Source organism: Arthrobacter sp. Y3223065 (assembly GCF_059090885.1).
Map to the genome: position 1 here is coordinate 102,021 of NZ_JBNHGC010000006.1, position 25,541 is coordinate 127,561.

Consider the following 25,541-nt stretch of genomic DNA (forward strand, 5'->3'; position numbering starts at 1 on the left):
ACCTCATGGGGACAGGCAAAGGAGAACAGCACGACATGTCGGCACCGATGACTGAGGACGCGGCCCTGCGGATCGGCCGTTTTTCGCTCGCGGTCTGGTTGCTGGGTCTCCTGGTTCTGGGCGGCGCCCTCGGCTTCGCCGTCCCCCGGCTGCTGCCGCACCTTTTCACCGCCGCGGCGGCCACGGGTGCCGACCCCGGTCCGGCGGCCGAACCCGCAGCAGGGACCGGTGCGGATCCGGCACCCGGCGCCGGGGAAGCGACCGGCACGGGCTCGACGGCGGCCGGGGAGGGAACCGTGGCGGAATCCGGCGGCCCCGGCAGTTACGCAGGATCCCGCAACGCGGTCATCGGCTACCAGCGCCCGGCCGGCTACGCCGGTCCGTTCGAAATCGTCATCGACAGCGGCGCCGACGCCAGCGTAGCGGTGGACGACCCGGAGAACCCCGACTGGCCGGTTCACTTCCTCTTCAACTCCGGCGACCGGAACGAACCCTCAGCCGGGCTCCTGGCCACCGCGCGGGAAGAATTCAGGCTGCATGTCGAGGCGGACGGCGACTGGCAGCTTGAGGTCCGCCCGGTCGCCTACGCCGAACCGGAAGACGGTACGGTCGCCGGCTCCGGCCCTGCCCTGGTGCGCTATGCAGGCGACGAGGTACTGGCCGAATTCACCTACACCGGTGAGGCCAACGTCGCCGTCTACACCTGGCAGGAGTCACGTCGGAACCTGGTGGTCAACAAGATCGGCAGCAGCACCACGAGGTTCTCCTGGCAGCCGTACCCGGTGACGTATTTCCTGGTGGACACCAGCGAGGGCCGCTGGAGTTTGGACGTCGGCCGCTGAGGACTGCAACGAACCTGCGGCCAAAGCGCTCAGGTGCCTCCTACTATGCCTAAAGTAGAGCCAGATCCCGATTCTGTTCCTTAGGGGGCGAGACCCATGTCTTTTGCTGAAACGCTTGACCAAGCGTTCAAGGCCCGCATCCCCGTGCTGTACGTCGAAAGCCATGAAGAAGCACGCGTGCACGCCGAGGTGCTCAAGTGCGCCGCCGCGCTGCGCACGCCGCGCCCCGTCTGGACGTGGAACGCCAGCAGCGGGCTCCTCTCCCCCAGCGACGGCCAGCAGTCCAACACCACGGCCCCGGCACGCGCCCTGGACCGGGTGCTCGGCGCGCACGATCCCGGCGTCTTCATCTTCTTCGACCTGCACGCCTACTTCGGCACCGACCAGCGCCCGGCCGACCCCGAGGTGGTCCGGAAAGTCCGCGAGGTCTCTGCCGCCTTCCGGCAAGGCAGCACCGGACGGGTGCTGATCATCGTCGCCCCGGTGCTGCGTATTCCGCCCGAGCTGGACAAGGCCGTCACGCTGGTCGACTTTCCGCTGCCCAGCCATGACGAGATCAAGGCCATGCTGGCGCACATGATCAGCCAGAATTCCGACGGCGGACGGATCAAGGTCACGCTGAGCGAAGCCGACCAGGAGAACATGGTCCAGGCGGCACTTGGCCTGACCATGGCCGAAGCCGAGAACGCCTTCGCGCGCGCCATGGTCGACGACGGCGAACTGACCGCGCACGACGTCCACGTGGTGCTGGACGAGAAGCGCCAGACCATCCGCAAGTCCGGACTGCTGGACTATGTGGACGTGAACATCAGCCTGGACGAGGTCGGCGGGCTGAACAACCTTAAGCGGTGGCTGGCCAAGCGCCAGGGGTCGTGGCTGGATGCCGCTGCCGACTTTGGCCTCCCCGCGCCCAAGGGCGTGCTGATCACCGGCGTGCCCGGCTGCGGCAAGTCCCTGACGGCCAAGGCGATGGCGTCGGCCTGGGGGCTGCCGTTGCTGCGGATGGATATCGGCCGGGTCTTCTCCGGCCTGGTCGGATCCAGCGAACAGAACATGCGCAACGCCATCGCCACCGCCGAAGCCATCTCGCCGGCGATCCTGTGGATCGACGAAATCGAAAAGGGTTTCTCCGGCACCAGCGGCGAGGGTGATTCGGGAACCTCCGCACGCGTCTTCGCCTCGTTCCTGACCTGGATGCAGGAGAAGCGCCATCCGGTCTTTGTGGTCGCCACCGCCAACAACATCGACCGGCTGCCCCCGGAGTTCATGCGCAAGGGCCGTTTCGACGAAATCTTTTTCGTCGATCTGCCCAGCGACGCCGAACGCCGGGTGATTTGGCAGATCCAGATGGCCGGTAAGAGCACCGCCGCCAACCAGCTGGGCGCCGTCGCCAACGATCCGGCCGCCGTCGAGCTCCTCACCGCTGCCTCGGAAAACTATTCCGGCGCAGAGATCGAACAGGCTGTCGTCGCCGCACTCTTCGACGCCTACGCCGAAGACCGCCCAATCCGCCTGGACGACCTGCAGCGGGCCGTCTCCAACATGATTCCGTTGGCCATCACGCAGGCAGAGGAAGTCGGTGCCATCCGGCAGTGGGCTGCCTTGCGGGCCGTCGGTGCCACCGGCAGCGAGGATCTGGACGCCGGCTCCGGACAGCCGGTCGGTCCGGCGCAAACCGCCGGAGCCGTGCCCGCCGCGGCCTCCGGGCACCCGGCACGCGGCGGCCGCACCGTGGACTTCTAGACAACACCCGACTCCTCGAAGGAAAAGCTATGGACCAGCAACAACTGATTGTCACGGTCAGGCCCGATGGCGCGGTATCGGCCGAGACGCGCAACATCTTCGGCGCCGAGTGCCTGGACTACATCACGGTTTTGGAGGATCTCCTGGAGGCCGAGAGCGTCTCCAGTTCCTACACCGAGGACTTTAACCGCACCGCCGCCACCACCAGCGACTACGTCCACAATGAGTCAGCCGAGCGGTAGCCCCGGAGCGCCCGGGCAGCCGGGCGGCCCGGTCCTGGAGCCCCGCCTTAACAACGGCTCCGCTCCGGCGCCGGCCGATGCCGGACTCATCCGTCACGCGCGGTTCCTCCCGGCCACCGAGGCCGAGGGACCGGGCCGGCGCGCCGCGCTCTGGCTGCAAGGCTGTTCCATCCGGTGCCCCGGGTGCTTCAATCCCCACCTCTGGGCCGCCCGCGGCGCCGAGCTCGTCCCGACCCGGCAATTCGCCGCCGACCTCGTCGAGCAGGCGGTGGCCGCGGGCGCCGAAGGCCTGACCCTGCTGGGAGGCGAACCCTTCGAACAGGCGGCGGCCAGCGCCGTCGTCGCGCGCGCCTTCCAAGCGGCCGGCCTGTCCGTGATGACGTTCACGGGCTACCTGCACCGTGACCTGCGGCGCTGGGCCACGGACCGCGAAGACATCGCCGGCCTGCTGGCTGCCACCGACCTGCTGGCCGACGGACCGTACCTGCGGGACCGGCCGGAACTGCACCGGCCCTGGATCGGTTCCACCAACCAGGGCCTGACCGCGCTGACCGAACGCTACCGCGACCTGCTGGAGGACATCGCGGCCCAACCGGACCGGATCGAGATCCGGGTCGCGGCCGACGGCACCGTCGGACTGAACGGCTGGGCCACCGACGACCAACTGGACGCCCTGCTGGCGGACCTCGGCGCCCGGGCCGACCGCCCGGGTGCCGACCGCCGCCCGCTCGCCCCCGCCACCATGCCCCGTCCGGTTCCGGCCGGCGCTCAACCAGGAGAAACCCCATGAGTGTTTCCGTTCTGCTCATCCCCGCGGCCATCGCCGCCGTCGCCACGGTCAATGCCGCCTTCGAGGGCAGGGCCAAGAGCCGCGCCTCGGACACAATGCCGGAGGTCGAAGCCGTGCCCCAGGTCCAGGTGGGCACCCGGATGCGGGACCTAAACCTGCTGCAGGCCGCCCTGGAAGATACGCAGGCCAAGGTCGCGCGTGTCACCGAGGTTTCCATCGACGCCGCCTGGGCAGACGTGGCGGCGGTCTTCGAACGCGACGCCGACGGCATCTGGCAGGTCCACTTCAGCGGCGAGGACATCGACCGGCGCCGCGCGGCCGAGATTGTCCAGGCCATCGACGCGGCCTACGCCCGGCGGGTCCAGCAGGCGGTCGTGGAGAAGCTGAGGGAGCGCGCGCACACCGCCGGTTTGCAACTCGCGTCGGAGACGGTCGAGGAAGACCAGAGCGTCACCATGGTCCTGAATGTCCGCCGCTGAGCGTCCCGCCGCGCTCAGGGGCCGGACCGGAACGCCACCGGTCCTCTGGCTGGGCGTCGCCAGCCTGTGGCTGCTGCTGCCGCTGTTCGGCGTCGGGGTCATGGGTTGGGCCGGGTTCTTGATCATCGGCCTGCTGGCGCGCCGCGCTGCCTGGATGTCCGCCGGCGGCCTCTATCTGGTCGCGCTGCTGGTTTCGCTGTTCATGAACGAAGAAGCCGGCCCCACGGCCCGCCTCCTGCTCTGGGCCATCAGCTCGCTGCATGCGCTGGGCATCAATCCGGCCTGGCTGCGCAACCGCTGGGCCCAGGCGTCCCGCTCTTCCGGCAGCGCGTGGACTGCCCTCATCCGCCGGACCCCAGCCGACAGCGCCATGGACAGCACGACGGCGATGCCCACCGCCCGGGCACTGTTCCGCCGTCGACCCCGCACCGCCGCGCCGCTCCCTGCAGGAACAACCCCCGCCCCTGTGGGTGCCGCCGCCGAACTCCTCAACGATCCCCGGCTCGACGCCGCCAGTTATTACGCGGACACCAGCAATTCGGGAGCCGGTACGTTTTCCGCGCCGTCGGCCGAGCCCGTGGACGTAAACACTGCGCCGGCGGCAGCCCTGCAGAAGCTGCCCGGGATCAGCAGGCACAAGGCGCGCAAGGCCGTGCGGTTGCGCCAGGAGCGCGGCCCCTTCCGAACCGTGGCGGACTTCGCCGCCGCGCTGGACGTGCCCAGACCAGAGCAGGCAAGGCTGAGCCGGCTGGTGGTCTGCAAACTTCCGCCGGCCAAACCGGTTCCTTTCGGAAGGTCGGTGGATTACTGATGTCATCGCCCGAACCGAGTCTGAAGTGGAATCTGCGCCAGAGCCTCTGGCTGCTGGTCCCCTTGGGAACCTTCGGCTTCCTGGGCGGGGCTGCCCTGCTGGTGGTCGGTTCACGGGCGGGGCGGCCGCTGTGGTGGATCCTCGGCCTGGTCCACCTGACCCTCACGGGGGTGGCCATGGCCCTGGTCGACGGCACCGGAGTGCAGGAAGAAATCGCAACGTGGCTGCTCCTGACATGCTGGCTGGCCGGCAGCAGCTTCGCCGTGGCCATCAATCCCGAGTACCTGCGGTTCAAGTGGGACCGCGACCGCGGCGCGGCCCGTCCTGCCCGCACCACGGGGGCAACCACACGGTCGCGCTCCGGTAGCCAACTTAACTCCCGCGGACGGTCGCGCAGCCGGTCCGGCCCGGGCAGCCAGAGGTCGGTGCCCCGTACCGGTGCCGGTTCCCGCAACGGCGCCCCGGCCCCCGGAGCTGGAACTTCCGGGGAATCCCGTGCGGCCCGCCGGGGCCCGACAGCCCCTGCCGGAGCACCAGCCCCACAGGCTGCGGCTCCGGCGGTTGCATCACAGCCGAAGGCCGATGCCGCGCTCGAACCGGTTGACGTTAACGCGGCCACCGCCCGCGAGTTCGAAACGCTGCCCGGGTTCTCGCGTGCGCTTGCTAGACACGCCGTCCAGGTCAGGGAGGAGCGCGGCGGGTTCACCTCGGAACAGGATTTCGCCGCCGCCCTGGATCTGCCACCGCATGTGTTCCAGCGGCTGCGCAGCCGCATCGCCTGCGGACGCCTGCCGCAGGCACCGCCGTCGTTCGGGCGGGTGGTGGATTACTGAGGCCGGCGAGCCACCTCACGGCCCTGGTACGTGCGGCTTGCTGCGCCAGGACCCGATGCTTGGGAAACACGAGGACCCGGCGGGCTGCCGGCTGGCCGGTCAGTCGGCACTTTGAGCGCTCGGGGCCGAAGCTGCGGACTGCGCCGACACGGGTGAGGGAGCGCTATGGGCCGAGACCGGGCTGGCGGCTGACTGGGCGGATACCGGTGACGGCGCGCTCTGGGCCGACACCGGACTGGCCGGGCTCTGGGCCGTAACGGCCGACGCCGCGGTCTTCACATCCTGCTGGTCCAGATTCACCGCCGCCGGGGACACACTGGTATTCACGACGGGGGCAACAGCCGGTGCTTGCGCGGCCTGGACGATGCCCGGTCCCAGATCCTGGCTCCCGAAGCCGGAGTCCGCGACGGCGGCGCCGGCACCGATTGCCATGACGCCCAGAGTTCCGGTTGCGATCCACAGAGTGCGCTTGTTCATGTTGCTGCCTTCCATCGTGCGGTGGGGTGCTGATGACTCAACAATGCACGTCCAACGTGAGAGGTTCAGGAGAACTCAATGAGAACGTTCTCATCTGCCGCGCGACTAAAGTATCCATAGCAACTCCCCAGGAAGGCCACGAATGACGCAGACCGCTCACCTGCCCACCGGCGACCAGATCGTGCAGGAACTCCCCTGGCGCTGGCGGGTGCAGGGCAAGATCTTCCTGCTTGGCGGCCTCGGCTTCATGTTCGACGCGTGGGACGTCACGCTTAACGGCGTCCTGATCCCGCTGCTGTCCGACCATTGGGACCTCGTTCCCGCCCAGGCCGCCTGGATCGGCACCGCCAACCTGATCGGCATGGCCCTGGGCGCCTTCATCTGGGGATCGATTGCGGACATCATCGGCCGGAAAACGGCGTTTGCTGCCACGTTGCTGGTCTTCTCAATCTTCACGGTCCTCGGAGCCTTCGCCCCGGACATTATCTGGTTCTGCGTTTTCCGGTTCATTGCGGGGTTCGGACTTGGGGGTTGCGTTCCCGTGGACTATGCGCTGGTCGGCGAATTCACACCGCGGCGCCTTCGCGGGCGCGTCCTCACAGCTATGGACGGCTGGTGGCCGGTCGGGGCTGCACTCTGCGGTGTCGTCTCGGCCCTCATCATGGCCACCGTGGCCGATTGGCGCTTCACCATGCTGATCATGGTTTTGCCTGCGCTGCTCGTCTTCTGGGTCCGCCGGTCGGTGCCTGAATCCCCGCTCTATCTGGTAAGCCGGGGCCGAACGGCGGAGGCCGAGCAGGTCATCAACAGCATGATCCAGCGAACCGGCGCGACAGTTCGTGAATGGCGGCTGCCCGAACCGAGCGAAGCGCCGCGGTTGTCTGCCGTCAACGTCTTGGCGCAGTTCCGCGCAGTCTGGAAATTCAACTGGAAAATTACGACGGCGGCTTGGGCCTTGTTCTTCAGCATCCTGCTCGTCTACTACCTTGCCCTGACCTGGATGCCGGTCATCCTGATCGACGCCGGATTCGCAGCGGCGCGGGCGTTCCTAACTACGGCCGGCATGGCCGCGGTCGGTCTGGTGGGCGTCGTCATCGCCGCCTACTTCGTCGAGAAGACCGGGCGGAAGTGGATCCTCGCCATCACCGGGCCGTTGTCCGCACTGACGCTGGTCGTCGTCGCACTCATGATCGATGTCCCCCCGGCGGTCGTTACGCTGCTGCTGGCCTACGGCATGATCGTGCAGGTTGCTATCCCCGTGCTGTATACCTACGTCTCCGAGCTCTACCCCACCGAGCTGCGCGGGTCAGGCTTCGGCTGGGCGTCGACGTTCTCCCGCGTTGGCGCGGGCTTCGGCCCGCTCATCTTCGCCTCGGTCATGTGGCCCTATCTGGGGCTGGCCTGGTCGTTCGCCATCGCCGGAGTCCTGGTGCTGCTCGCCGTGTTGTGGATGGCGCGCTTCTCCCCCGAGACCAAGGGCGCCGAGCTTCTTTAGTGCCGACGTTTGCCGACCCAGTGCCGCAGACGCAAAGCGCCCTCCCGTCAGCAGGCGGAAGGGCGCACGCGCATTGGACGTGTCCGGGTGTTTACTCGGGGATCTCGGCGTCCGGCGTCTCTTCGACCGACACCATCGACCACGCGCCGTCGGCGTAGTTGGCAGTCACCGTCAGAGTGGTTCCGTCCGAGTCCCATTTCTTGGTCTCGACGGTCTGGCCGTCCTTGTCCAAGGTGGTGCGGGCATCTTCCATAAACGGAACCACGGCGCTCAGGTTGCCCGCCTCGTCCTTGGCCTCATCCAACGCCACGACGTTCAGCGCCTTCGGCTGCCCGCCGGCAATCCAGCCACCGCCCGCGTAAACGGCCTCGAGGGCGTCAGCCTCGGCCATGCAGCTTGCGCAATCCGCGGCAACTTCACGCATCAGGTCTGCTTCACCGGTCTGGACCGCGTAATTCTTGGCGTCAAAGTAGTAGTACGTGAAGGACGCCAGGCCTTCGGCGGTGTCCTCGGCCATCCGATCGTTCTTTTCCGGAGTCCGCACGTTCTGCGCCGGCGCTTCGGCGGTAGCCGCCACCGGCTTGTTGCTATCGGCTGGCTTGTCAGCGCCGGCTTCGCTGCCGCAGCCGACAAGTGCAATTGCTGCCGCGGCCAAGACAGCACCCGACATCATCAACTTCTTCATGGTCTCCCCTGGGATTACGGTGTGATGGTGCCGACTGCTGCGCGTCTCGGCGGCGTCAGCACCGTCACATACCCTATCGCCGGGTCGGCCCGAAAATCTGAAAAAAGTGCTTCAGGTGTTGCAGCTCACAGCATTTAAACGGCTCCTGGCTAGCAGCCCGCACCCGCTGGATTCTCGAGGCAATTATCTGCGTAGTTATTGACCACTGAGCGCCAGACGCTGATTACTTCAGCAGGAGCCGTAAAGGAGCCAGTTTCGGGAATTGGGATGGCTGGCCCGCTGTTCACGCTGTACGTGCCCCGGAAAGTTGTGGTCAAAGAAACCAGGAAATCGCCCGTCTCACGGTAAGTGTGGCTAGTAGACGTCTCTCCGCCCCACTGCTCCTTCGGCAAGGGGCCTCCTGGACTTGAAGTTGGACCAAGACGAACGCCGTCACCATAGTCCCAGGTGAACTCAATTGGAACTGCATGAATAGCTACTTCTTGTCCCAACAAGACGATGCGATGATGCTGCTCGTTCGCAGTCGCGTAAACGTTAGTGTGTGCACCAACCAATGTATGAGGACTCGGTTGAATGATTATTTGTCCAGCATCCACCGGGAGGTTGCGAAACCGCTCAACTATCCTGCTGGCGATTTGTTCGAGAACGTCATCCGGGTTAGAGGAATAGATGCATCCAAACTCTGGCAAGTTCGTCCATCCGAGCGAAGGAGCAACAAGGCTCCGCCACGACCATACGACGGCTGTGCCGTCCTCGCCGTTCTCGCAAGAGGGAACACCCGGCAAGCAGCCTCTATCGATGTCATCGCCTTCATGGCAAGCAAGCTCGAACCGAAACTCCTTCGATGGTTCACCAACCGCCGGGTAAATGCCCCACAAGTCCGTTCCCGGCAACTTCTGATAGACGCCTACGGCAATTCCTTTGTCGTCGAACCTGCCGGTGCCTGGAACGTCTGAAGCCGTTGCAGGCGGAGCACTGAGAAGAAATAGCACTATCGACAGTGGCACGAGGAGCCAACCGTGAAGCTTCATGAGACAGATCCGAATCTATCTATGCAGCTGGCTCGATGACGCCGACATCAACGACAGTCCATGCACCATCTTCGAAGGTGGCCATGAACAAATCAATCGAGCCGCTCGACGCTGGATCACTTGTGTGGAGCTGACCCGAAGAGTAATAGGATAATCGGTCGTAATCGACTTGAACCGGCAATTGATAGACCGCGTTCGGATCGATCGCTATCTCATCTCCGAAGCCAGTCGCTTGCACTGCACCTCCAACAAGCCACCTACCATCCTCGTGCCAGTCGTCGATCACTCTCATGGCTTTCTCACACCGCGAACATTTGTTCGATGTGATTCGTCGGATTTCTTCGGTATCACCGGACTCGTAGGCATAACTCAGCAAGTCGTACCAATAGGCGGCGAACGCCTTCACGCCCTCCTCAGTCCCCTCGCGAGCGGCTTTCGGGAGCTCAGGAACGGGCACATTTTCCGCGGGGCCTTCCTCAGTTGCCGGTTTGTATGTCAGCGCGGCTGACGGCGTTGGAGCCGGCGTCGGGGTCTCGCTGGATGCCGTAGAAGTATCGGGTTGAGGCGAGCCGGAGGGCTCGGCTCCGGCAGAGCCGGTGCAGCCTGATAGGGCTAGGGCCGCCGCTGCGATGAGCGGGGCGATGATTCTGGCGGCGCGCGTTGTTACTGAGAGTGGTAGCTGCTGGCTCACTCAGACCCCCGTGCTGGTCGGGCTAGACGCTAGGTGCGAGCCAGTCTAACCAGACGCCTCAGCGGATGCGGAGGTTTTCCACAGGTTTGGTCTGCAGCAGGTCAAAACTTCCGGCTTCCTTGACAGCGCCACGCCCATGCGGCGGTGTGCAAGGGAAAAGCGAGCCCGCGCGCCGCGGCGGGGCAGCGGCGTCGTTGTTCAGCTGAGGCTAGGCCAGCTTGGCGAGGGTCTGCACCAGAAGTTGGCGTTCCTCCACCTTGATCCGCTCGTGGAGGGATTCTTCGGTGTCGTCGTCGAGCACCGGCACTGCCGCCTGGGCGAGGATGGGTCCGGTGTCGACACCGGAATCGACCAAATGCACCGTCACGCCGGTGATCTTGACGCCGTGGGCCAGTGCATCGCGCACGCCGTGGGCGCCGGGGAACGAGGGCAACAGCGCCGGGTGGGTATTGACCAGCCGGCCCTCGAAGCGGGCGACGAATCCGGCGTCGAGGATCCGCATAAACCCTGCCAGCAGCACCACGTCCGGATTAAAGGCCGCTGCGACTTTTTCCAAGGCGCGGTTCCATTCCGGCCGGGTGGCGAAGTCTGCGGGAGCCACGGTGAACGTCTCAATGCCCGCCGCGGCGGCACGTTCCAGGCCACGGCAGCCGGGCACGTCGCTGCCCACTGCAATGATTTCGGCATCCAGGCGGCCGTCGCCGATAGCGTCGATAACGGCCTGAAGATTGGTGCCGGAACCGGAAACGAGGACCACGATGCGCATGGAAGCAACTTTATGCGTCTCTCTCGCCTAGGCTTAAACCCATGTTGCAGAACACGCGCCCGGCGCCGACCGAGGAACAGACCAAGTCGGCGGGGCTTTTCATCCGTGTTTTGCTGCTGTTACTGGCTTCCACCTTCCTGGCAACGGCGCTGCCGCTCCCCTGGAAGGCCGTGGCTCCCGTGCTGGCCGTGGCAAGCGTCGTGGTGGCCGTGGTCGGATTGGTCAAAGCGGTGCGCGCCGGTCTGCCGGGCTCGCTCCGGCTTACCTATGTACTGGGCATCGGCGCGGGCGGATTCTTCCTGCTGACCACGCTGGCGCAGGTGCTCTTCTGGCCGCTGACGGCCGATTTCGAGGCTTGCAACCAGATGGCTGTCACGCAGTCCGCACGCGAAGAATGCCTGGCCGCCTATGAGGACAAGCTGCTGAACCTGAACGATCTGCTGAACCCGTAGGTTATTTCCGGCTGCGGGACTTGGCCGGTTCGCGTTCCAGCCAGGGGGCCACCGCGTAGCCGAGCATCGTTCCCACGGCGACCTCGCCCGCTACCCAGAGGGCGGTCCAGACCGGATCCGGTCCGATCTCCGTCAACCGCCCGATGCCCAGCGAACCGTTGGACAGCCACACCAACCCGGCGGCCGCGGCCCCGGCAACAGACCCAACGAACAGCCCCAGGACCACCGTGGATCCGGATGCGGTGAACCAGCGGGCTTGGATCTTGATGGAGAGCCACTCGTCGAAATGGTTCTCGCCCTCGCGCAGGAACCACCATCCGGCCAACACCCCGGCAAGCACGGGCAAGGCCAGAGCCGCGAGTCCGTAGGTCAGCTCGCCGGTAGGCAGCGCGCCCAGCACCGGAAACGCCGGCATCGGGCCCACCGTGGTGGCCAGCGGCCCGATGGAACTGCCGGATCCGATAGCGAAGCCGGCCCCCGAGGACCATGCCAGCGTCCACACCACGAAATTCGGGACCAGCCCAAGCTGCGCCACCGTCAGCACGGCACCGCCGATAATGCCCGCGCCGAGCTGTTCGTAAATCTCCACGATTTCAGCCCAGTGCAGGCCGAGATCCACGGCGAGCAGCAGTGCCGAGAGTGACACCGCGGCCGTCACCGCCAGCAGTCCCGCGCGGACGGCTGCCCAGACGTAAGACCCGGCCCAGCGTGAGTGCTGGCTGGTACGTGCCACCCATGCTGCCGCATCCACGCCGATCAACCGCCCCCACGATCCCGCCTCCCGGTACGCGCCGACGATCAGCCCGGCACCGGCGGGCAAAAGCGGGATGAGCGCGCCGGCCAGAGTGGAGATATTCACTTCGTCGGTGCGCACCATATAGGCGGTTGCGCCTCCCGCCGCAGCGTAGGTTCCCAGCGCGCCGATCAGCGCCTGCCAGAGCTGGTCGGTGTAGGACGCCCGTGCAAGGCGCCGTCCGGCGCGCCAAGACAGAAAGAACGGGACGAGCATGAGTCCCAGCGGCACCAGCGATATCGTGCCGCGCAGCGTTTCCGCCGAACTTGAGCCGGTCTGGATGGCCAACTCCAGTGGGACGCCGTGGATCAGCAGCCACGCCTGGCCACCGAGCCGGGCGAGCGAATCGAAACTGCGGTCGTCGAAACCGTCCGCGAACCACACACCCACCAGCGGCAGCAACACCAGGATGGCCGAGAGCAGGGCGCACTGAAAGAACTCGAAGACACCCTGCAGCCACAGGGGCATCGGCAGTCCGGCCTGACCGTCCGGTCGCGACGTGAGTTTCATTGCTTCTATGGTGCCAGTCCGGCCGCCCTTGCCCGTTCAGCGACTCGGTGCCGTGGCCATCGGCACACCGCCAGCGGCCGCCGACGTTGCCGACGCAACGGGCGCCGGCCCTATTGGCGGCGGGCGTTGCTTGGCAGGGGGCGCCGACGTCGCTAGAGCCAGCGAGGCCTCGATTGCAACGCGATACCCGGGCTGCTTTTCGTACAATGCTGGAAAAATAGAATGGGCGGCCGGATGACATTTGACATCAATCCGGCCGCCCCGCAGGCGGATATTCGCTCAACGGAAATTCAACGCAGGAAAACAAATTCCGCGGACTCTTTCCGTGGCTCCGCCAGTCTGCAAGAACCGTGTTCCCGCGGTTCTTCCGGACCCGCTGGTCCGCGCCCCTCGAACTGCAGCCCCGCATCGCGCTGCCGTTTGCGCGGACCCCGGCGGTTCCGGCGTGCTAGCGCTTGCGGCGCTTGGGAACGGTTTCGTTCTCCAAGACCGCCTTTTCGCGCTTTTCGGCACGCTTTTCTTTAATGCTTCTGCCCTGTTTTTTGGCACTCTCGCGTGACGGCGTTTTACCTGACATTCGTGCTCCTCTTTCTCAAGCGGGATGTCTTGCTAAAGACCATACCCGCTTTGGGAAATAAAGCCAGCCCCGATTTCCGGCCGCATAAAATATCGGAAAAGTGCCTTCAGGCCAGCAGGTCCGCCAGTCCCTTGGCCAGCGCACCGGCCGCACCCAGAAAGGCGAGCACGACAACTGCGGTCCTGGCGTGCTCGTCCCGCAGCCGCCGGCCGAGCCGTTCGCCGGCAACGATGCCCATGATGATCGAGAGCACAATCACCGCCCACATCCACCACTGCAAGTGCGGCACGCTGCCCGGATCCACCGCCAGCTTGGCGCCGACGGTGATGAGGCACAGCTGAAGGAAGAATGGCTGCAGCGTCGCCGCGAACCGGCGCGGCGGCCAGTGGGACAAAATGGCGTACGCGCTGACGGTCGGGCCGCCCACGCCCGCGAGCGCGTTGGTCAACCCGGAGCCAAAACCAGCGAGCACCTTAGGCAGCTGCCCGGAAACGGTGACTTGGGCGCGGCCCAAAGCCACAGCGACGGCCAGCCCGGCCATCACCACGCCGCCCACGACGGCGGACAGCACTGCGGGCGGGACCTGCACCGCGAACCAGGAACCCAGAACCGTGCCGGCGGCGGCAGGGACGGACAGCCAGAGCAGCAGGGTCCAGTCGATCTCCTGCCAGACCCGGGGCACAATCAGTCCGCAGGAGACGACGGCGCAGATGTTGATCATCATGATGCCCTCGTGCGGCCCGAGCAGGATCGCCAGGATCGGTGCCACCAGCAGCGCGAACCCGATGCCCGCGATGCGCTGGGCCACCGAACCGAAGAAGATTGCGCCGGTGATCAGCGCCAGGAGTCCCATGGTCACCCGACCACCCTCCCAGAGTGGAGTTAGGCCGCCGTTCACCGACACGATCACACCTGCTTGCCTGCCGGTCGCCGGCCGCGGGCAGGCTGGAGGCGTGAGGATAGCTATCGTTGCCGAATCGTTCCTTCCGCACATGAACGGGGTCACCCAGTCGCTGTTGCAGGTGATCGCCCACTTGCGGCGCCGCGGCGACGACGTCCTGGTGATCGCACCGGCGTCGTCTTGGCTGGAAGACACCGCCCCGGCCACGGTGGACGGCTACCCTGTGCACCGTCTGCCGTCCATCCCGCTGCGCGGCTATCCCAACGTGCGGGTGGCGGCCGGAACCGTAACCCGCATCCGCCGGGTGCTGGCTGACTTCCGTCCGGACGTGGTCCACGTGGCGTCGCCCTTCATCCTGGGCTGGCGTGCGGTGCAGGCCGCCCAGCAGCTCGGCCTGCCGACGGTCTCCATCTACCAGACCGAGGTGCCCGCCTACGCAGCCCGCTACGGTGCGCCGTGGTTGCAGGAGCTGCTGTGGCAGCGAGTGGAGAACATCCACAAGGCCTCCACCCTGACGCTGGCGCCGTCGTCGTTCGCCATGGAGCAGTTGCGCAGCCGCGGCATCCGCGTCCACCTGTGGCGCCGCGGCGTGGACACCAGCCGTTTCCATCCGGATAAGCACGACGCCGGCTGGCGGGCATCCGTGGCGCCGCACGGTGAGCGGATCATCGGTTACGTGGGCCGCCTGGCGGCGGAGAAGCAGGTGGAGGACCTGGCCGTGCTGGCCGACCTCCCCGGCACCCGGCTGGTGGTGGTCGGCTCCGGTCCGCTGAAGGAGGAGCTGCAGGAGATATTGCCCGGCGCACACTTTGCCGGTTTCCAGAGCGGCGAAGACTTGGCCCGGCATGTGGCTTCATTCGACCTCTTTGTACACCCGGGCGAATCGGAAACGTTCTGCCAGACCATCCAGGAGGCCATGGCCAGCGGCGTGCCCGTGGTGGCGGTGGGCCGCGGCGGTCCGGTGGACCTGGTGGACCCCTCGCGGACCGGCTGGATCTACGAGCCCGGGAAGTTGGACCAGCTGCGCGGGTACGTCCAGGATTTGGTGGGCGATGACACCAAGCGCCGGGCGCTGGGCAGGGCAGCTTTCGACTCGGTGCAAGGGCGCACCTGGCCGGTGCTCTGCGAGCAGCTGGTGGACTATTACCGGCTGGCCATCAGAGTCAAGCGCCGCGCCCTTAATCTCGAAGCCCGCGGCGTGCTTGGCTTTCTGGCCGGGTGAAAGCTTCAGCCCGAGCCAGGACCGGTGGACGCCCTCCCTGCTTCCACTAGGATGTGGCCATGCCCACAGAAACTGGTTCCTTCCCGTCCGACAATGGATCCTCCCTGGCGCAGGGGCAGCGCGCGCCGGCCGGGCAGTCCGTACCGGAGCGGCTGGCTGAGCAGCTCAAGTCCCTGGGCGTTGCCCGGACCTACGGAGAACCGCTGCAGGTGGGCGGCGACACCGTGGTGCCCGTGGCCATGGTCTACTACGGATTCGGCGGCGGCGGCGACTCCGAGGGCGCAGCCGGCGGTGGCGGCGGCGGTGGCGCTGTTCCGCTCGGCGCCTACATCGGCCACGGCAGCGGACCCGCCACGTTCCGGCCGAATACCGTCGCGTTGTACGCCGTGCTGATCCCCTTGGTCTGGATGGCAGGGCGGGCGGTGGCACGCGTGATCCGGGCCGCCAAGAGCTAGGGGCAGCGACGGTTTAGGGAGCCAGCGTGCCATAAATACCGGGCCCGGCGATCTTCCCCCAGCGTGCGTGCTCCCGCCCTAGCGGACACTGCGGCAGGACCGTAGGCTCGAACATGACAGCCACCTACCGGAGAAGGACATCCGATGAAACTGAGCCATATCCCCCTGCGCCTGTCCACCGGCGCGTTCATCTTCAACTCCGGCCTGGGCAAGCGGAAGCTGGACAGGGACAGTGCCGCGGCCATGCAGGAGATGGGCAGCCGCGCGATCCCCCAGTTGAAGGAAATGGACCCCGAGAAGTTCGGCAAACTGCTCGCGTACGGCGAGATCGCCCTCGGCGCGGCCCTGCTGCTGCCGTTCGTGCCCAGCCGGCTGGCCGGCCTGGGCCTGGCCGCCTTCTCCGGTTCAATGCTGGCCATGTACTTTAACACCCCCCACATGACCACCGAAGGCGGCGTCCGCCCCAGCTCCGAGGGCACTCCCTTGGCCAAGGACCTCTGGCTGCTCGGCATCGCGCTGGCGCTGATCCTCGACACCAAGGACAAGAAGCCGAAGGTCCTCAGGACGCTGTAGCTTTCACGGCAGGACGGCGGCGGAGCCTGCCCTCCGCCGCCGTCCTCCCCCGTCCACAGCGCCAGCGGCCCGTGCCGGACGACGGTTCCAGCGTGACCGGCCGCCGGTTCCAGCGTGAGATGATGGAAGCCATGGCCGCTCTCACTTTTCCGCTGGTTGACGTCAGCGAAATCATCCGGTTGGTGGGCGGCGCCGCCTTTGCCCGCGGCAAGATTTACGCCTCCGACGGCTCTGTCGCAGAACCCGCCTGGGATCCCTCAGTCCGGCTGCTGACTGCCAAAGTCATCGGCACCGCCGCCTTGCCGTACCGCTGCCGGATCTATTTGGAAACCGGCAAGGGCGGGCAGTGGCGCCCGGCATCGTCCTCCTGCAGTTGCCCGGTGGGCGACGACTGCAAACACGTGGCCGCCGTGCTCTTGGCCAGCAACAGCCGGCACGTCATCTCCAGCCAGGCCTTTGCGCGCGAGCCGGAACCGGAACCGGCCGGCTGGCAGGATTCGTTGGAGGGACTGATTGGCGGCAAGCCGGACTCCACCCGGCAGGACACCGGCAAGCCGTCAAAGGCCAAGGCGAAAAGCACGTCCCCGCTCGGGCTGCAGTTCGAGCTCATGGAGCCGGGTCGCCGGGAGGACCGCCAGTACCGTCCCTCGGGTCTCTCCCTGCCGCAAGCCTCCGCGGCGGGTCAGAGCTGGACCCGCAAGGCCGGCAACCGGCTCCGCGTCGGGGTCCGTCCCGTGCTGCAGAACGAGACCGGCCGATGGATCCGCAGCAAGCTGCGCTGGAACACCATCAGCTACAAGACGTACGGCCTGCCGCTGGACCCCGAACAGCACCGCTGGTTCAGCCAGTTCGCGCCGTTGCACCGGGCCACCGGCCTCACCTACTTCGGCGAAGACAACGACTGGCTCTTCCTGGACGAGTTCAGCAGCCCGCTGTTGTGGGAACTCTTCACCGAGGCCAAGCGGCTGGGCATTGCCCTGATCGGCGCCAAGGCGGACACCGTCGTCGAGGTCCGGGAACAGGCCGTCATCGGTTTGGACGCCCACCGCGACGGCGTGGCGGCAGCCTCGGTGGCCGAAGCCGCCGAACCTCCAGCTGACGCCGCCGCGGAAGCCCCCGAACCTCCAGCTGAAAGCGCCGCGGAGCCTCCAGCCGAAGCCCCCGCCCCGGAATCCGCCGGAGAAACCCGGCCGGTGACCGACGACTTGGTCCTTACGCCGTCGCTGCGGATCGACGGGCGGGAACTGCCCACCGAGACGGCGGGCATCGTCGGAACGCATGGCGTCTACCACTACGCCGTCGATGGACAGACCGTCATCACGCTGGCTCCGACCGGGCATCCGGTGACCGAGCAGGAAGCGAACCTGCTGCTCTCCGGCACGCCGCTGACCGTGCCGGCCGCCGACGTCGAGCAGTTCATGGAGCGCTACTACCCCGTGCTCAGCCAGCGCATCGCTGTGGTCAGCAGCGACGACTCGGTGAGCTTCCCGGAGATCGTACCCCCGGCGCTGGTGCTGACCGCGTCCTACCGCAAGGGCAACGTGCTGCAGCTCGGCTGGCACCTCGAGTACCGCCACGGGGACAAACCGCTGCGCCTGCCGGTCGATGAGGAACCCGACGGCAGCCACTACCGCGATCTGCCGGCCGAGCAGGACCTGCTGGAGGCGGCCGCAGCCGTGCCGGGCGTGGGCACGACGGCGGCGCGCACCCTGCGGGACATGGCCACCGTGGATTTCACCCGCTACGCGCTGCCGGCGCTCGAACAGCTCGACGGCGTGCGCGTGGATATTGTCGGCGACAAGCCCGAGTACGAGGAGCTCACCGAGGCACCCGAGCTGACCATCAGCACGGTGGAGACGGATGAGAGCGACTGGTTCGACCTGGGCGTCATGGTCCGCGTGGCCGGCCGCACCGTCCCGTTCGGGAACATCTTCAAGGCCCTGGCCCGCGGGCAGACCAGGCTGTTGTTGGTGGACAAGTCCTACCTGTCGCTGGAGCAGCCGGTCTTTGACCGGCTCCGCCAACTCGTGGACGAAGCCCGCCACATGCAGGACCGGGAATCCGGCGAACTGCTGCAGATCAGCCGCTACCAGGCGTCCCTCTGGGAGGACCTGGAGGAAGTCGCCACCGAAACGGTGCAGGCGCGCACCTGGCGCGAATCGGTGCAGGGCCTGCTGGAACTGGAAGCGGTGGAACAGACCCCGCTGCCGGCCGGGCTGGACGCCGACCTCCGCCCCTACCAGGCCGAAGGCTTCAACTGGCTCGCCTTCCTCTGGAAGCACCGGCTGGGCGGCGTGCTGGCCGACGACATGGGACTGGGCAAGACGCTGCAGACCCTGGCCCTGCTGCTGCACGCCAAACAGCAGGGCGAACCGGCCAGCGCCAGGCCGTTCCTGGTCGTGGCACCCACCTCGGTGGTGTCCAACTGGGTCCACGAGAGCCGGCGCTTCGCCCCCGACCTCCGGATCGAGAGCATCACCGACACCCAAAGCCGCGGCCGGCCGCTGTCCGAGATCGCCGCGGACACCGACGTCATCGTCACTTCCTACACGCTGTTCCGGCTGGATTTCGACACCTACAAGGAGATGAACTGGGCCGGGCTGATCCTGGATGAGGCCCAGTTCGTCAAGAACCGCGCCACCAAGGTCCACCAGTGCGCCCGCGATCTGCACGCGCCCTTCAAGATGGCGATCACCGGCACGCCCATGGAGAACAACCTCATGGAACTCTGGTCCATCTTCTCCATCGTCGCGCCCGGGCTCTTCCCGTCCGCGGTCCGGTTTGTGGACCAGTACCAGCGGCCGATCGAACGCAGCCAGGACAAGGAGCTGCTGCAGAAACTGCGCCGCCGGATCAAACCGCTGATGATGCGCCGCAGCAAGGAGGCCGTCGCCGACGACCTGCCGGCGAAGCAGGAGCAAATCCTCGAGGTGGAGCTGACGCCCAAGCACCGGCGGATCTACGACACGCACCTGCAGCGAGAGCGGCAGAAGGTGCTGCGGCTGGTCGAGGACATGGACAAGAACCGGTTCACGATCTTCCAGTCGCTGACCCTGTTGCGGCTCTTGAGCCTGGACCCCTCGCTGGTGGATCCGAAATACTCGTCGGTCCCCTCCAGCAAGCTTGGCGTCCTGTTCGAGCAACTGGAAGACGTCCTCGGCGAGGGGCATCGGGCGCTGATCTTCAGCCAGTTCACCAGCTACCTGAAGAAGACCGCCCAGCAGTTGGACGCGGCCGGCATCGAGTACTGCTATCTGGACGGCTCCACCCGCCGCCGCGCCGAGGTCATTGAGAAGTTCAAGAGCGGCAACGCGCCGGTGTTCCTGATTAGCCTCAAGGCCGGCGGGTTCGGCCTGAACCTCACCGAAGCCGACTACTGCTTCCTGCTGGACCCCTGGTGGAACCCGGCGACCGAGGCGCAGGCCGTGGACCGCACGCACCGGATCGGCCAGACCAAGAACGTGATGGTCTACCGGATGGTGGCCCGCGGGACGATCGAAGAGAAGGTCATGGCCCTGAAGGAACGCAAGGCCAAACTGATCGCCTCGGTGCTCGAAGACGATGCGATGTTCTCCTCCAAGCTCACCGCCACCGACATCCGCGGGCTGTTCGGCGAGTAGCCGGCATCGGCAGTTCCTCAGCGCACCCGGCGCCCGGCCGCCGCCGGCGCCTACTGCGTCATGATCTGCAGCAGCCGCCAGCCTTCGGGCACCTGCGCTTCGATCGCGGCCTTGGCGTCGGCATAGGTATCGCCCTCGGCCGACAACTCCTTGGTTTCCACCGGCTGAATGATTCCCACAACTTTGACCACGGACTAAAGATATCCCCGCCCGGCCAGGCTCCCCGGGATGCGGCGTCGTGCTTCCGCTCACGCCCGCGGCCGGCAGGGCGTAGTCCCGGCTCCGCCGGCCGGGGGCGCGGGTCCCTCCGGCGCATCGCTTCCATCATGTGTTCCTTCACCGGCAGTTATGTGCCTTCCGCGTGCCGGCGCCAGACCAGGTCTAGGCCGGCGTGGGCGCAGTCAATGTTCCATTCCGTGTAGTCCACGCCGAGCGAGTCCGGATGCTCGGAGGCGAACAACACCACTCCCGGGTAGTCCCGGATGAATTCCGCCAACATGGCGGTGCCCTGCCGGTCCAAATCGGCGTCGAGCCGGTTCAAGACCAGCAGCGGCGGATCACCCAGCGACGCCCTCGCCAGCATCAGCCGGGCCAGCTCGGAGGTGGTCAACGGTTCGCCGCCGCGCTTGAGCTGCGTCTCCTCGCCCCGCTCCAGTTGCCCGATCCGGCCGGCAAGGCCGACGCGTTCCAGGGCCGCCGATCCGTCGTCCGGCGAGAGGTCGGGCCGGCGGTACCGCACGCTGCGGGCGATGGAGCCGCGCTCCACGTACATGCCCGCGGCGGCGTACCCCACCAGCTTCCGGCGGGTGCGGCCGCCGCTTTCCAGCAGCTGCCGGCCGCCCACCATGGCCACCGCGTGCGGGTCGCTGCGGATGCCGACCAATGTCTCAAGTGCCCGGGTCTCGGCCGCCGGGTCGGCGGATTGGATCCGGACCCGCGCGCCTGGGCCGGCGGACAAGGACGGCACCGGGCAGTTGCGGCACGCGGCCAGGCCGTCCACCAGCACGGCCCCGTCGGGGTGGGAATCCGCCGGGGTGAAAGCCTCCGCCGGTGCGCCGGACTCCCCCGCTGTCCCGGTCGCCGTCGCCGGACGGGTCCCGGACCGGGCGGCCGAGCGACGCCGTCGATCATCCCGCGCCGCAGCGGCCACCGCGAGGGCCGGACCGAGAATGCGCCGCGCGGCCCGGAAGTTCTGCCGGTATTCCACCACCCGGCCCATGTCCGTGACGGGCGCGGAAATCATCCCCACGATGGTCAGCCCGGCGGCGATGCTGGCCGTGGGCACCGCCTGCCAGGTTCCGACGGCGGCCACGGCGGCGCTGCCGAGCGAGGCGGCCGCTGCCGCCGCCCCGCGGATGTGACCGGCGGCGGCGGCGCGGTGCACGGCCGCATCCACCACCTTCCGCCCGGCCTTGTCGATCTGCTTGACCTCCCGGTCCTCGCCGCCGGCGGCCCGGATGGTGCCGGCGGCAATCACCGTGTCCGCGAGCCGGGCGGCCAGCCGTCCCCGTTGGCGGCGCAATTCGCGGGCGCGGTGGAACGCCGGCCGGGACAGCAGCGCCAGCCCGGCGGCCAGCAGCACTAGCGGCACGACGACGGCGAACGCCAGCACCGGGGACAGGAACCACAGTGCCGCCGCGGTTCCCACAATCAGCGGGATGCCGACGGCCAGCGGCGCGATGCCCAGCGCGATCCAGTTCCGGACGCTGGAGAGGTCGTTGGTGCTGCGCGCGATCGTCACCCCCGGCGACGGACCGCGGTCGGTGGCCAGGGCGGAGGCCACCAGGCCCTTGCGGATCTCGTGGATGTAGTCCTGTCCGAGCTTCTCCGCCAGGACGCGCTCGACGGCCCGCAGGCCGCCCAGCCCCAGCGCCGCGGCGGCCAGGCCGAGGGCGGGAGGCAGGATCCCGGCCGCATCCGGCGCGGTGCTGCCCAGCAGCCGGGTCATCAGCAGCGCGCTCGCCCCGGCGGCCGCGGCCATCAACAGGCCGGTCCCCAGCAGGGCCGCCATCAACCAGCGGCGCCGGCCGCACAGCAGCTTGGGCAGCGGCCCGTCGGGCGGCCGCGGAACTTTCCCCGGTTGGTCCGTCCGATCCCATGCCGCCGGCGCGGCCTTGGCCGCCTGGCCTGCCGTCACTGTTACTTCCGCTCCGGCAGCAGCTGCAGGGCGATGGCCGGGTCGCACAGGTCGTAGGTGTTGATCACCGGGGCTTCAATGACGCCGGCGGCTTCCCGGGCGGCCAGCGGCGAGGCGGTCAGCAGGCCGGAGACGGCGGGCACGCTGACGCCGGCGTCGCGCAGGACCGCGATGCCGGCGGTAGCGCCCAGCGCGTCCGCCGCGGAGAACACCACGTGGTCCACGGCGGCATGGAACACCGGGTCCGCCAGCAGCCGGGCGGTTTCGCCCTGGTAGACGCCGTCGGCGATTTCCACCACCACCACGTCGGTCTCGGAAGTGGTCAGCGCGTCGATCAGGCTGGTGAGCAGGCCGCGCACGCGCTCGTAGTCCAGCAGGTAGGTGGTGGGGAAGCCGAAGTCGGTGAAGTCGAGCACCTTCGCCGCTCCGGCATCGGCGAACAGCAGCGGATCGTTGCCGGCGCCCGTGCCGGTGGCCTTGCCCGCGGACACGGTCAGGCCGGCCGAGGTCAGGCCCTTGACCAGGCAGCCAAGCGTGGTGGACTTGCCGGAGTTCATCGACGTGCCGAGCACCGCAATCACCGGCGGCCGTCCCGGCAGCACGGTGTTGGCGCTGATCGTGTGCGGCGCCAGATCGGCCAGGTTGACCACCCGCCCGTCCCGCGCCAGCAGGCCGATGGGTTGGATGCGGGTGGCCATGACGATGTCGGCGTGCTGTTCCAGCACCCGCGCCGCCAGGCCGCCGCCGGCCACCAGCGAGCACTCGGACAGGTCGCCGGGTACCACCGCCAGGAACTGGTCCGGCGCGTACCGGTTGCCGTAGGCCACCAGGATTTCGTCGCCGACGAACATGGCCTGGCGCCGCGAGGCGGGGCTCTCCAAGCGGGTGTGCTTGCCAATTTCCACCACCCGGGCCAGCACCACGTCGCCCGCGGCCGGCGCGGCATCGAGCAATTCGTAGCCGGCGGCGTCGAGGCAGAGGCGCTCGGCCAGGAACCTGGTGGTGTACGCCTTCTTGGCCCGGCGCAGCCGCTGCGGGTCTGCCGGAGCGGCTGCCGTGCAGAAGACCTCCTCCGTCACCCCTGCCGCCGATGCTGCAGGGGTTCCGAGTACTTCGAGTCCCGTTGTTCCGGCGGTGCCTACTGGGAAATCCGTGATGGTCATGGCCTGCTCCTTCGTTGGTGGGTGCGTCAGGATTGAGTCAACACACCCGCGATGAAACGAACATGACAGCCGCATGAGGGCTTTCTCATGAAACGTTTACCTCTTCGTCGCCCGTGCTCCCCACGCCGTTCAGTCCGGTGCGCACGGGAGGTCCTCCGCCTTCAGAAGCCGCATCCGGGCCGCCCTGCACCGCCGCCGGGCTAAGGTTGATGAGGGGACAAATCGCTGTGGGAACCGTCCCGTTCCACCGGGCAGAGGGGGAAAAGTGCTGGCACTGGTACGTCACGGGCAGACCGACTGGAACGCCGAAGGCCGGCTGCAGGGGCATACGGATGTGCCGCTCAACAACGTGGGCCGAGGGCAGGCGCTGGACGCCGGCGCCTCGCTCTCGGAGCGGGAATGGGACGTCCTCGTGTCCTCGCCTTTGCGGCGCGCGATGGAGACCGCACGGATCATCGGCAGCCAGGTAGGCCTGGAGCTGGCGGAGACCGTTCCTGATCTTTCGGAACGCGATTACCGCGGAATCGAAGGCACCGTGCTGCGCGGCCTGGAACGGCCGGAGATCGACCAGCTCATGCGGCAGGCCGAGCCGGAGCCGGAGGTGGCAGCCCGCGGCATCGCCGGCCTGCAGGAAGTGCTCCGCACCTACCCGGGCCGCAACATCGTCGTGGTGGCCCACGGCACCATCCTGCGGCTCACGTTGAGCCTTCTGCACGGATCGCCCCGGGGCTACATCGCCAACGGTGAGACGGTGGAACTGGATGCCGACCTGGTGCTCGGCTACCGGACGGACCCGGACCCGCTGGCCGCCGCGCGATCCTGACCGCACCCGCTCCGGTTCATGCCCCCGCAAGAGTTACGGGGGCAGGGGCTTTCGGCGGCCGTGGAGCGGACCGGTTCCTAGCCGCCGTCCAGGTGGCGGTGCAGGAAGGCCACCGCATGCGCGGACAGTTCCTCCCGCGGGGCGCACCAGTCCACCCACCGGTGCAGGAAGGCGGTCACCTCGCCCGGATCCACCGGCTCCAGTCCCCCCTCGGCCAGCACGGTTTCGCTGATCAGGTCCAGCTTGACCGGGCTCACCCGGGTGAGGCGTCCGCCGTCGTAATCCCAGCCGTAGCCAAGGACCAGGTTCACCATGCCGAGTTCGGCGGCCGAATCGCGCCCGGTCTCCCGGGCGTAACGGGCTGCCATCTCATCGATTTCCTCCTGCCGGATCGCCTCGATTTCTTCTTCCCGGGCGGCGGGCCCTGATTCAGGGTCACCGGGCGGCAGCGTGCCGGCTGGCGCGGCCTCGGTCCCCGGCCCCGCCGCGGCCGCGGTCGCCGCCCCTGCCTCGGCATCGTCGAGCTCGGCGTAGTCCTCATCGGAGAGCCAGTCTTCGCTCTCGTCCTCCGTGTCGTCCGCGAGCTCGATGATAGTGCGCAGCCACGCCTGGGCCACCCAGCGGCGGGCACCGAAGTCTTCGTCCACCATGTGCTCCGGCAGGTCCATCGAGGCGTCCAGGCCTTCCCAGGCGTCCAGCGCGGTGCCGGTCAGGTCTGCGTCGGCGTCGAGCACCAGCCCTGTATCCTGGGCGTCCGCGTTCAGGTCCTTGAGCGCCGCGGCGGGATCGTCCACGAGTCCGGTTTCCATCACCGTGCCGCCGAAGGTGTTGCCGTCCAGCAGCACCAGCAGCCCCACCTTCTCGGTGCCGGTGGTGAACTCGAAGAGCATGTTGGCTTCGTCGCCGTAGGCATCGGCATAACGGTGCAGGGCCGTCACGGCCACCGGATGCTTGGCCCATTCCGGTTCGGTGAACCCGTCGGCCACCAACCGGTCTGCCAGGGTTTCGGCGTCGCGGCGCATGTCCGGACGATCGATCAGGAAGGCCAGCGCGCGCAGCATCGGCACGGCGCCGGGGCCGGTCCGGTCCTCGGCCAGGTCCAGCCAGGCGTAGAACAGCTCGTGACGGCGCTGCTGGCCCGACGCGTCGGCCGTGTCCCACAGGTCCAGCAGGTAACCGCCCAGGGAATGGGCTTCGATCGGGCTGGGCGAGTCCAGAGTGTCCGCAAATGGCCCTTCCAACTCGCGGTACAGGTCCAGCAGCGGGTCGCTGGCGGGCCCGCCCTGCCGGCCACCAAACCGGCTGGTCTTCAGCTTCTTCGGCTTGCGCTTGCGACTCACGGGGCTCATGGCACGAGTGTGCCACGCCCGTCGCTGCGAAGGTAACCACCGGGCGGGGCCCGCGGCCGCGGCAGGAGCGGCATACCTGCC

The 25,541-nt window shown here is 67.6% G+C and carries 26 protein-coding genes; 15 read left to right on the forward strand and 11 right to left on the reverse strand.

Going from position 1 to position 25,541, the window contains the following annotated elements; translation table 11 throughout:
• Nucleotides 1-35 precede the first annotated feature (35 nt).
• From AC5RUK_RS15470 to AC5RUK_RS15500, 7 genes are all read left to right on the forward strand, one after another.
• Nucleotides 36-842, forward strand: a complete 807-nt coding sequence (locus tag AC5RUK_RS15470) for a hypothetical protein (RefSeq protein ID WP_494108131.1) — start codon at nt 36-38, stop codon at nt 840-842.
• 96 nt (nt 843-938) lie between these two features.
• Nucleotides 939-2,585, forward strand: coding sequence for an AAA family ATPase (locus tag AC5RUK_RS15475; protein ID WP_493987855.1), 1,647 nt, complete (start codon nt 939-941; stop codon nt 2,583-2,585).
• A gap of 29 nt (nt 2,586-2,614) precedes the next feature.
• On the forward strand, nt 2,615-2,827 hold the full coding sequence (locus AC5RUK_RS15480; protein WP_493987854.1) for a DUF2997 domain-containing protein: 213 nt from the start codon (nt 2,615-2,617) through the stop codon (nt 2,825-2,827).
• On the forward strand, nt 2,808-3,617 hold the full coding sequence (locus AC5RUK_RS15485; RefSeq protein ID WP_494152700.1) for a 4Fe-4S single cluster domain-containing protein: 810 nt from the start codon (nt 2,808-2,810) through the stop codon (nt 3,615-3,617). The genes AC5RUK_RS15480 and AC5RUK_RS15485 overlap by 20 nt, the downstream gene beginning before the upstream one ends.
• Nucleotides 3,614-4,096, forward strand: a complete 483-nt coding sequence (locus tag AC5RUK_RS15490; RefSeq protein WP_494108133.1) for a hypothetical protein — start codon at nt 3,614-3,616, stop codon at nt 4,094-4,096. Before AC5RUK_RS15485 ends, AC5RUK_RS15490 begins: the two co-directional genes overlap by 4 nt.
• On the forward strand, nt 4,083-4,907 hold the full coding sequence (locus AC5RUK_RS15495; RefSeq protein WP_494152701.1) for a ComEA family DNA-binding protein: 825 nt from the start codon (nt 4,083-4,085) through the stop codon (nt 4,905-4,907). The genes AC5RUK_RS15490 and AC5RUK_RS15495 overlap by 14 nt, the downstream gene beginning before the upstream one ends.
• Entirely contained in the window at nt 4,907-5,740 is an 834-nt protein-coding gene (locus AC5RUK_RS15500; protein ID WP_494152702.1) for a ComEA family DNA-binding protein, read from the forward strand. The genes AC5RUK_RS15495 and AC5RUK_RS15500 overlap by 1 nt, the downstream gene beginning before the upstream one ends.
• 99 nt (nt 5,741-5,839) lie before the next feature.
• Here the strand turns inward: AC5RUK_RS15500 and AC5RUK_RS15505 are convergent, their stop codons facing one another.
• Complete coding sequence (locus AC5RUK_RS15505; protein WP_493987849.1) at nt 5,840-6,217, reverse strand: hypothetical protein; 378 nt, start codon at nt 6,215-6,217, stop codon at nt 5,840-5,842.
• Between the two features lie 142 nt (nt 6,218-6,359).
• On the opposite strand from AC5RUK_RS15505, the gene AC5RUK_RS15510 reads away from it, so the two are divergent.
• Nucleotides 6,360-7,712 (forward strand): MFS transporter, encoded by a 1,353-nt coding sequence (locus AC5RUK_RS15510; RefSeq protein WP_494152703.1) that lies wholly within the window; start codon nt 6,360-6,362, stop codon nt 7,710-7,712.
• Nucleotides 7,713-7,803: 91 nt separating this feature from the next.
• Here AC5RUK_RS15510 and AC5RUK_RS15515 read toward each other — a convergent pair whose 3' ends face one another.
• On the reverse strand, nt 7,804-8,397 hold the full coding sequence (locus AC5RUK_RS15515) for a DUF6318 family protein (RefSeq protein WP_494152704.1): 594 nt from the start codon (nt 8,395-8,397) through the stop codon (nt 7,804-7,806).
• 467 nt (nt 8,398-8,864) lie between these two features.
• Here AC5RUK_RS15515 and AC5RUK_RS15520 point away from each other — a divergent pair, with 467 nt between their 5' ends.
• Nucleotides 8,865-9,353, forward strand: a complete 489-nt coding sequence (locus AC5RUK_RS15520) for a hypothetical protein (RefSeq protein WP_494152705.1) — start codon at nt 8,865-8,867, stop codon at nt 9,351-9,353.
• A gap of 94 nt (nt 9,354-9,447) precedes the next feature.
• Here the strand turns inward: AC5RUK_RS15520 and AC5RUK_RS15525 are convergent, their stop codons facing one another.
• Nucleotides 9,448-10,119, reverse strand: a complete 672-nt coding sequence (locus AC5RUK_RS15525) for a DUF6318 family protein (protein ID WP_494152706.1) — start codon at nt 10,117-10,119, stop codon at nt 9,448-9,450.
• Between the two features lie 208 nt (nt 10,120-10,327).
• Entirely contained in the window at nt 10,328-10,885 is a 558-nt protein-coding gene (gene purN, locus AC5RUK_RS15530; RefSeq protein WP_494152707.1) for a phosphoribosylglycinamide formyltransferase, read from the reverse strand.
• A 41-nt stretch (nt 10,886-10,926) separates the two neighbouring features.
• On the opposite strand from purN, the gene AC5RUK_RS15535 reads away from it, so the two are divergent.
• Nucleotides 10,927-11,337, forward strand: coding sequence for a hypothetical protein (locus AC5RUK_RS15535; RefSeq protein ID WP_493987843.1), 411 nt, complete (start codon nt 10,927-10,929; stop codon nt 11,335-11,337).
• 1 nt (nt 11,338) lies between these two features.
• Here AC5RUK_RS15535 and AC5RUK_RS15540 read toward each other — a convergent pair whose 3' ends face one another.
• The 3 genes from AC5RUK_RS15540 to AC5RUK_RS15550 form a co-directional block, all read right to left on the reverse strand.
• Entirely contained in the window at nt 11,339-12,640 is a 1,302-nt protein-coding gene (locus AC5RUK_RS15540) for a cell division protein PerM (protein ID WP_494108142.1), read from the reverse strand.
• A 448-nt stretch (nt 12,641-13,088) separates the two neighbouring features.
• Entirely contained in the window at nt 13,089-13,217 is a 129-nt protein-coding gene (locus AC5RUK_RS15545; protein ID WP_493978854.1) for a hypothetical protein, read from the reverse strand.
• A 106-nt stretch (nt 13,218-13,323) separates the two neighbouring features.
• On the reverse strand, nt 13,324-14,070 hold the full coding sequence (locus tag AC5RUK_RS15550; protein WP_494108392.1) for a sulfite exporter TauE/SafE family protein: 747 nt from the start codon (nt 14,068-14,070) through the stop codon (nt 13,324-13,326).
• Nucleotides 14,071-14,170: 100 nt separating this feature from the next.
• On the opposite strand from AC5RUK_RS15550, the gene AC5RUK_RS15555 reads away from it, so the two are divergent.
• The 4 genes from AC5RUK_RS15555 (at nt 14,171) to AC5RUK_RS15570 (ending at nt 19,988) form a co-directional block, all read left to right on the forward strand.
• The gene (locus AC5RUK_RS15555) at nt 14,171-15,340 is read left to right on the forward strand and encodes a glycosyltransferase family 4 protein (protein ID WP_494108143.1); all 1,170 of its coding nucleotides are present in this window, start codon (nt 14,171-14,173) and stop codon (nt 15,338-15,340) included.
• A gap of 59 nt (nt 15,341-15,399) precedes the next feature.
• Entirely contained in the window at nt 15,400-15,795 is a 396-nt protein-coding gene (locus AC5RUK_RS15560) for a hypothetical protein (protein WP_494152708.1), read from the forward strand.
• 144 nt (nt 15,796-15,939) lie between these two features.
• A complete protein-coding gene (locus AC5RUK_RS15565; RefSeq protein ID WP_494108145.1) occupies nt 15,940-16,368 on the forward strand; it encodes a DoxX family protein in 429 nt (142 codons plus the stop codon).
• Nucleotides 16,369-16,499: 131 nt separating this feature from the next.
• The gene (locus AC5RUK_RS15570) at nt 16,500-19,988 is read left to right on the forward strand and encodes a DEAD/DEAH box helicase (RefSeq protein WP_494108146.1); all 3,489 of its coding nucleotides are present in this window, start codon (nt 16,500-16,502) and stop codon (nt 19,986-19,988) included.
• Nucleotides 19,989-20,038: 50 nt separating this feature from the next.
• On the opposite strand, the gene AC5RUK_RS15575 is transcribed toward AC5RUK_RS15570, so the two are convergent.
• The 3 genes from AC5RUK_RS15575 to AC5RUK_RS15585 form a co-directional block, all read right to left on the reverse strand.
• Nucleotides 20,039-20,179: a hypothetical protein gene (locus tag AC5RUK_RS15575; protein WP_493987837.1), complete on the reverse strand. Its 141-nt coding sequence runs from the start codon at nt 20,177-20,179 to the stop codon at nt 20,039-20,041.
• A 155-nt stretch (nt 20,180-20,334) separates the two neighbouring features.
• Nucleotides 20,335-22,125 (reverse strand): ABC transporter transmembrane domain-containing protein, encoded by a 1,791-nt coding sequence (locus AC5RUK_RS15580; RefSeq protein ID WP_494152709.1) that lies wholly within the window; start codon nt 22,123-22,125, stop codon nt 20,335-20,337.
• Nucleotides 22,126-22,127: 2 nt separating this feature from the next.
• A complete protein-coding gene (locus tag AC5RUK_RS15585) occupies nt 22,128-23,288 on the reverse strand; it encodes a P-loop NTPase family protein (protein WP_494152710.1) in 1,161 nt (386 codons plus the stop codon).
• 265 nt (nt 23,289-23,553) lie between these two features.
• On the opposite strand from AC5RUK_RS15585, the gene AC5RUK_RS15590 reads away from it, so the two are divergent.
• The gene (locus AC5RUK_RS15590; protein ID WP_494152711.1) at nt 23,554-24,111 is read left to right on the forward strand and encodes a histidine phosphatase family protein; all 558 of its coding nucleotides are present in this window, start codon (nt 23,554-23,556) and stop codon (nt 24,109-24,111) included.
• A gap of 77 nt (nt 24,112-24,188) precedes the next feature.
• On the opposite strand, the gene AC5RUK_RS15595 is transcribed toward AC5RUK_RS15590, so the two are convergent.
• The gene (locus tag AC5RUK_RS15595) at nt 24,189-25,460 is read right to left on the reverse strand and encodes a hypothetical protein (RefSeq protein WP_494152712.1); all 1,272 of its coding nucleotides are present in this window, start codon (nt 25,458-25,460) and stop codon (nt 24,189-24,191) included.
• Nucleotides 25,461-25,541: the final 81 nt, after the last annotated feature.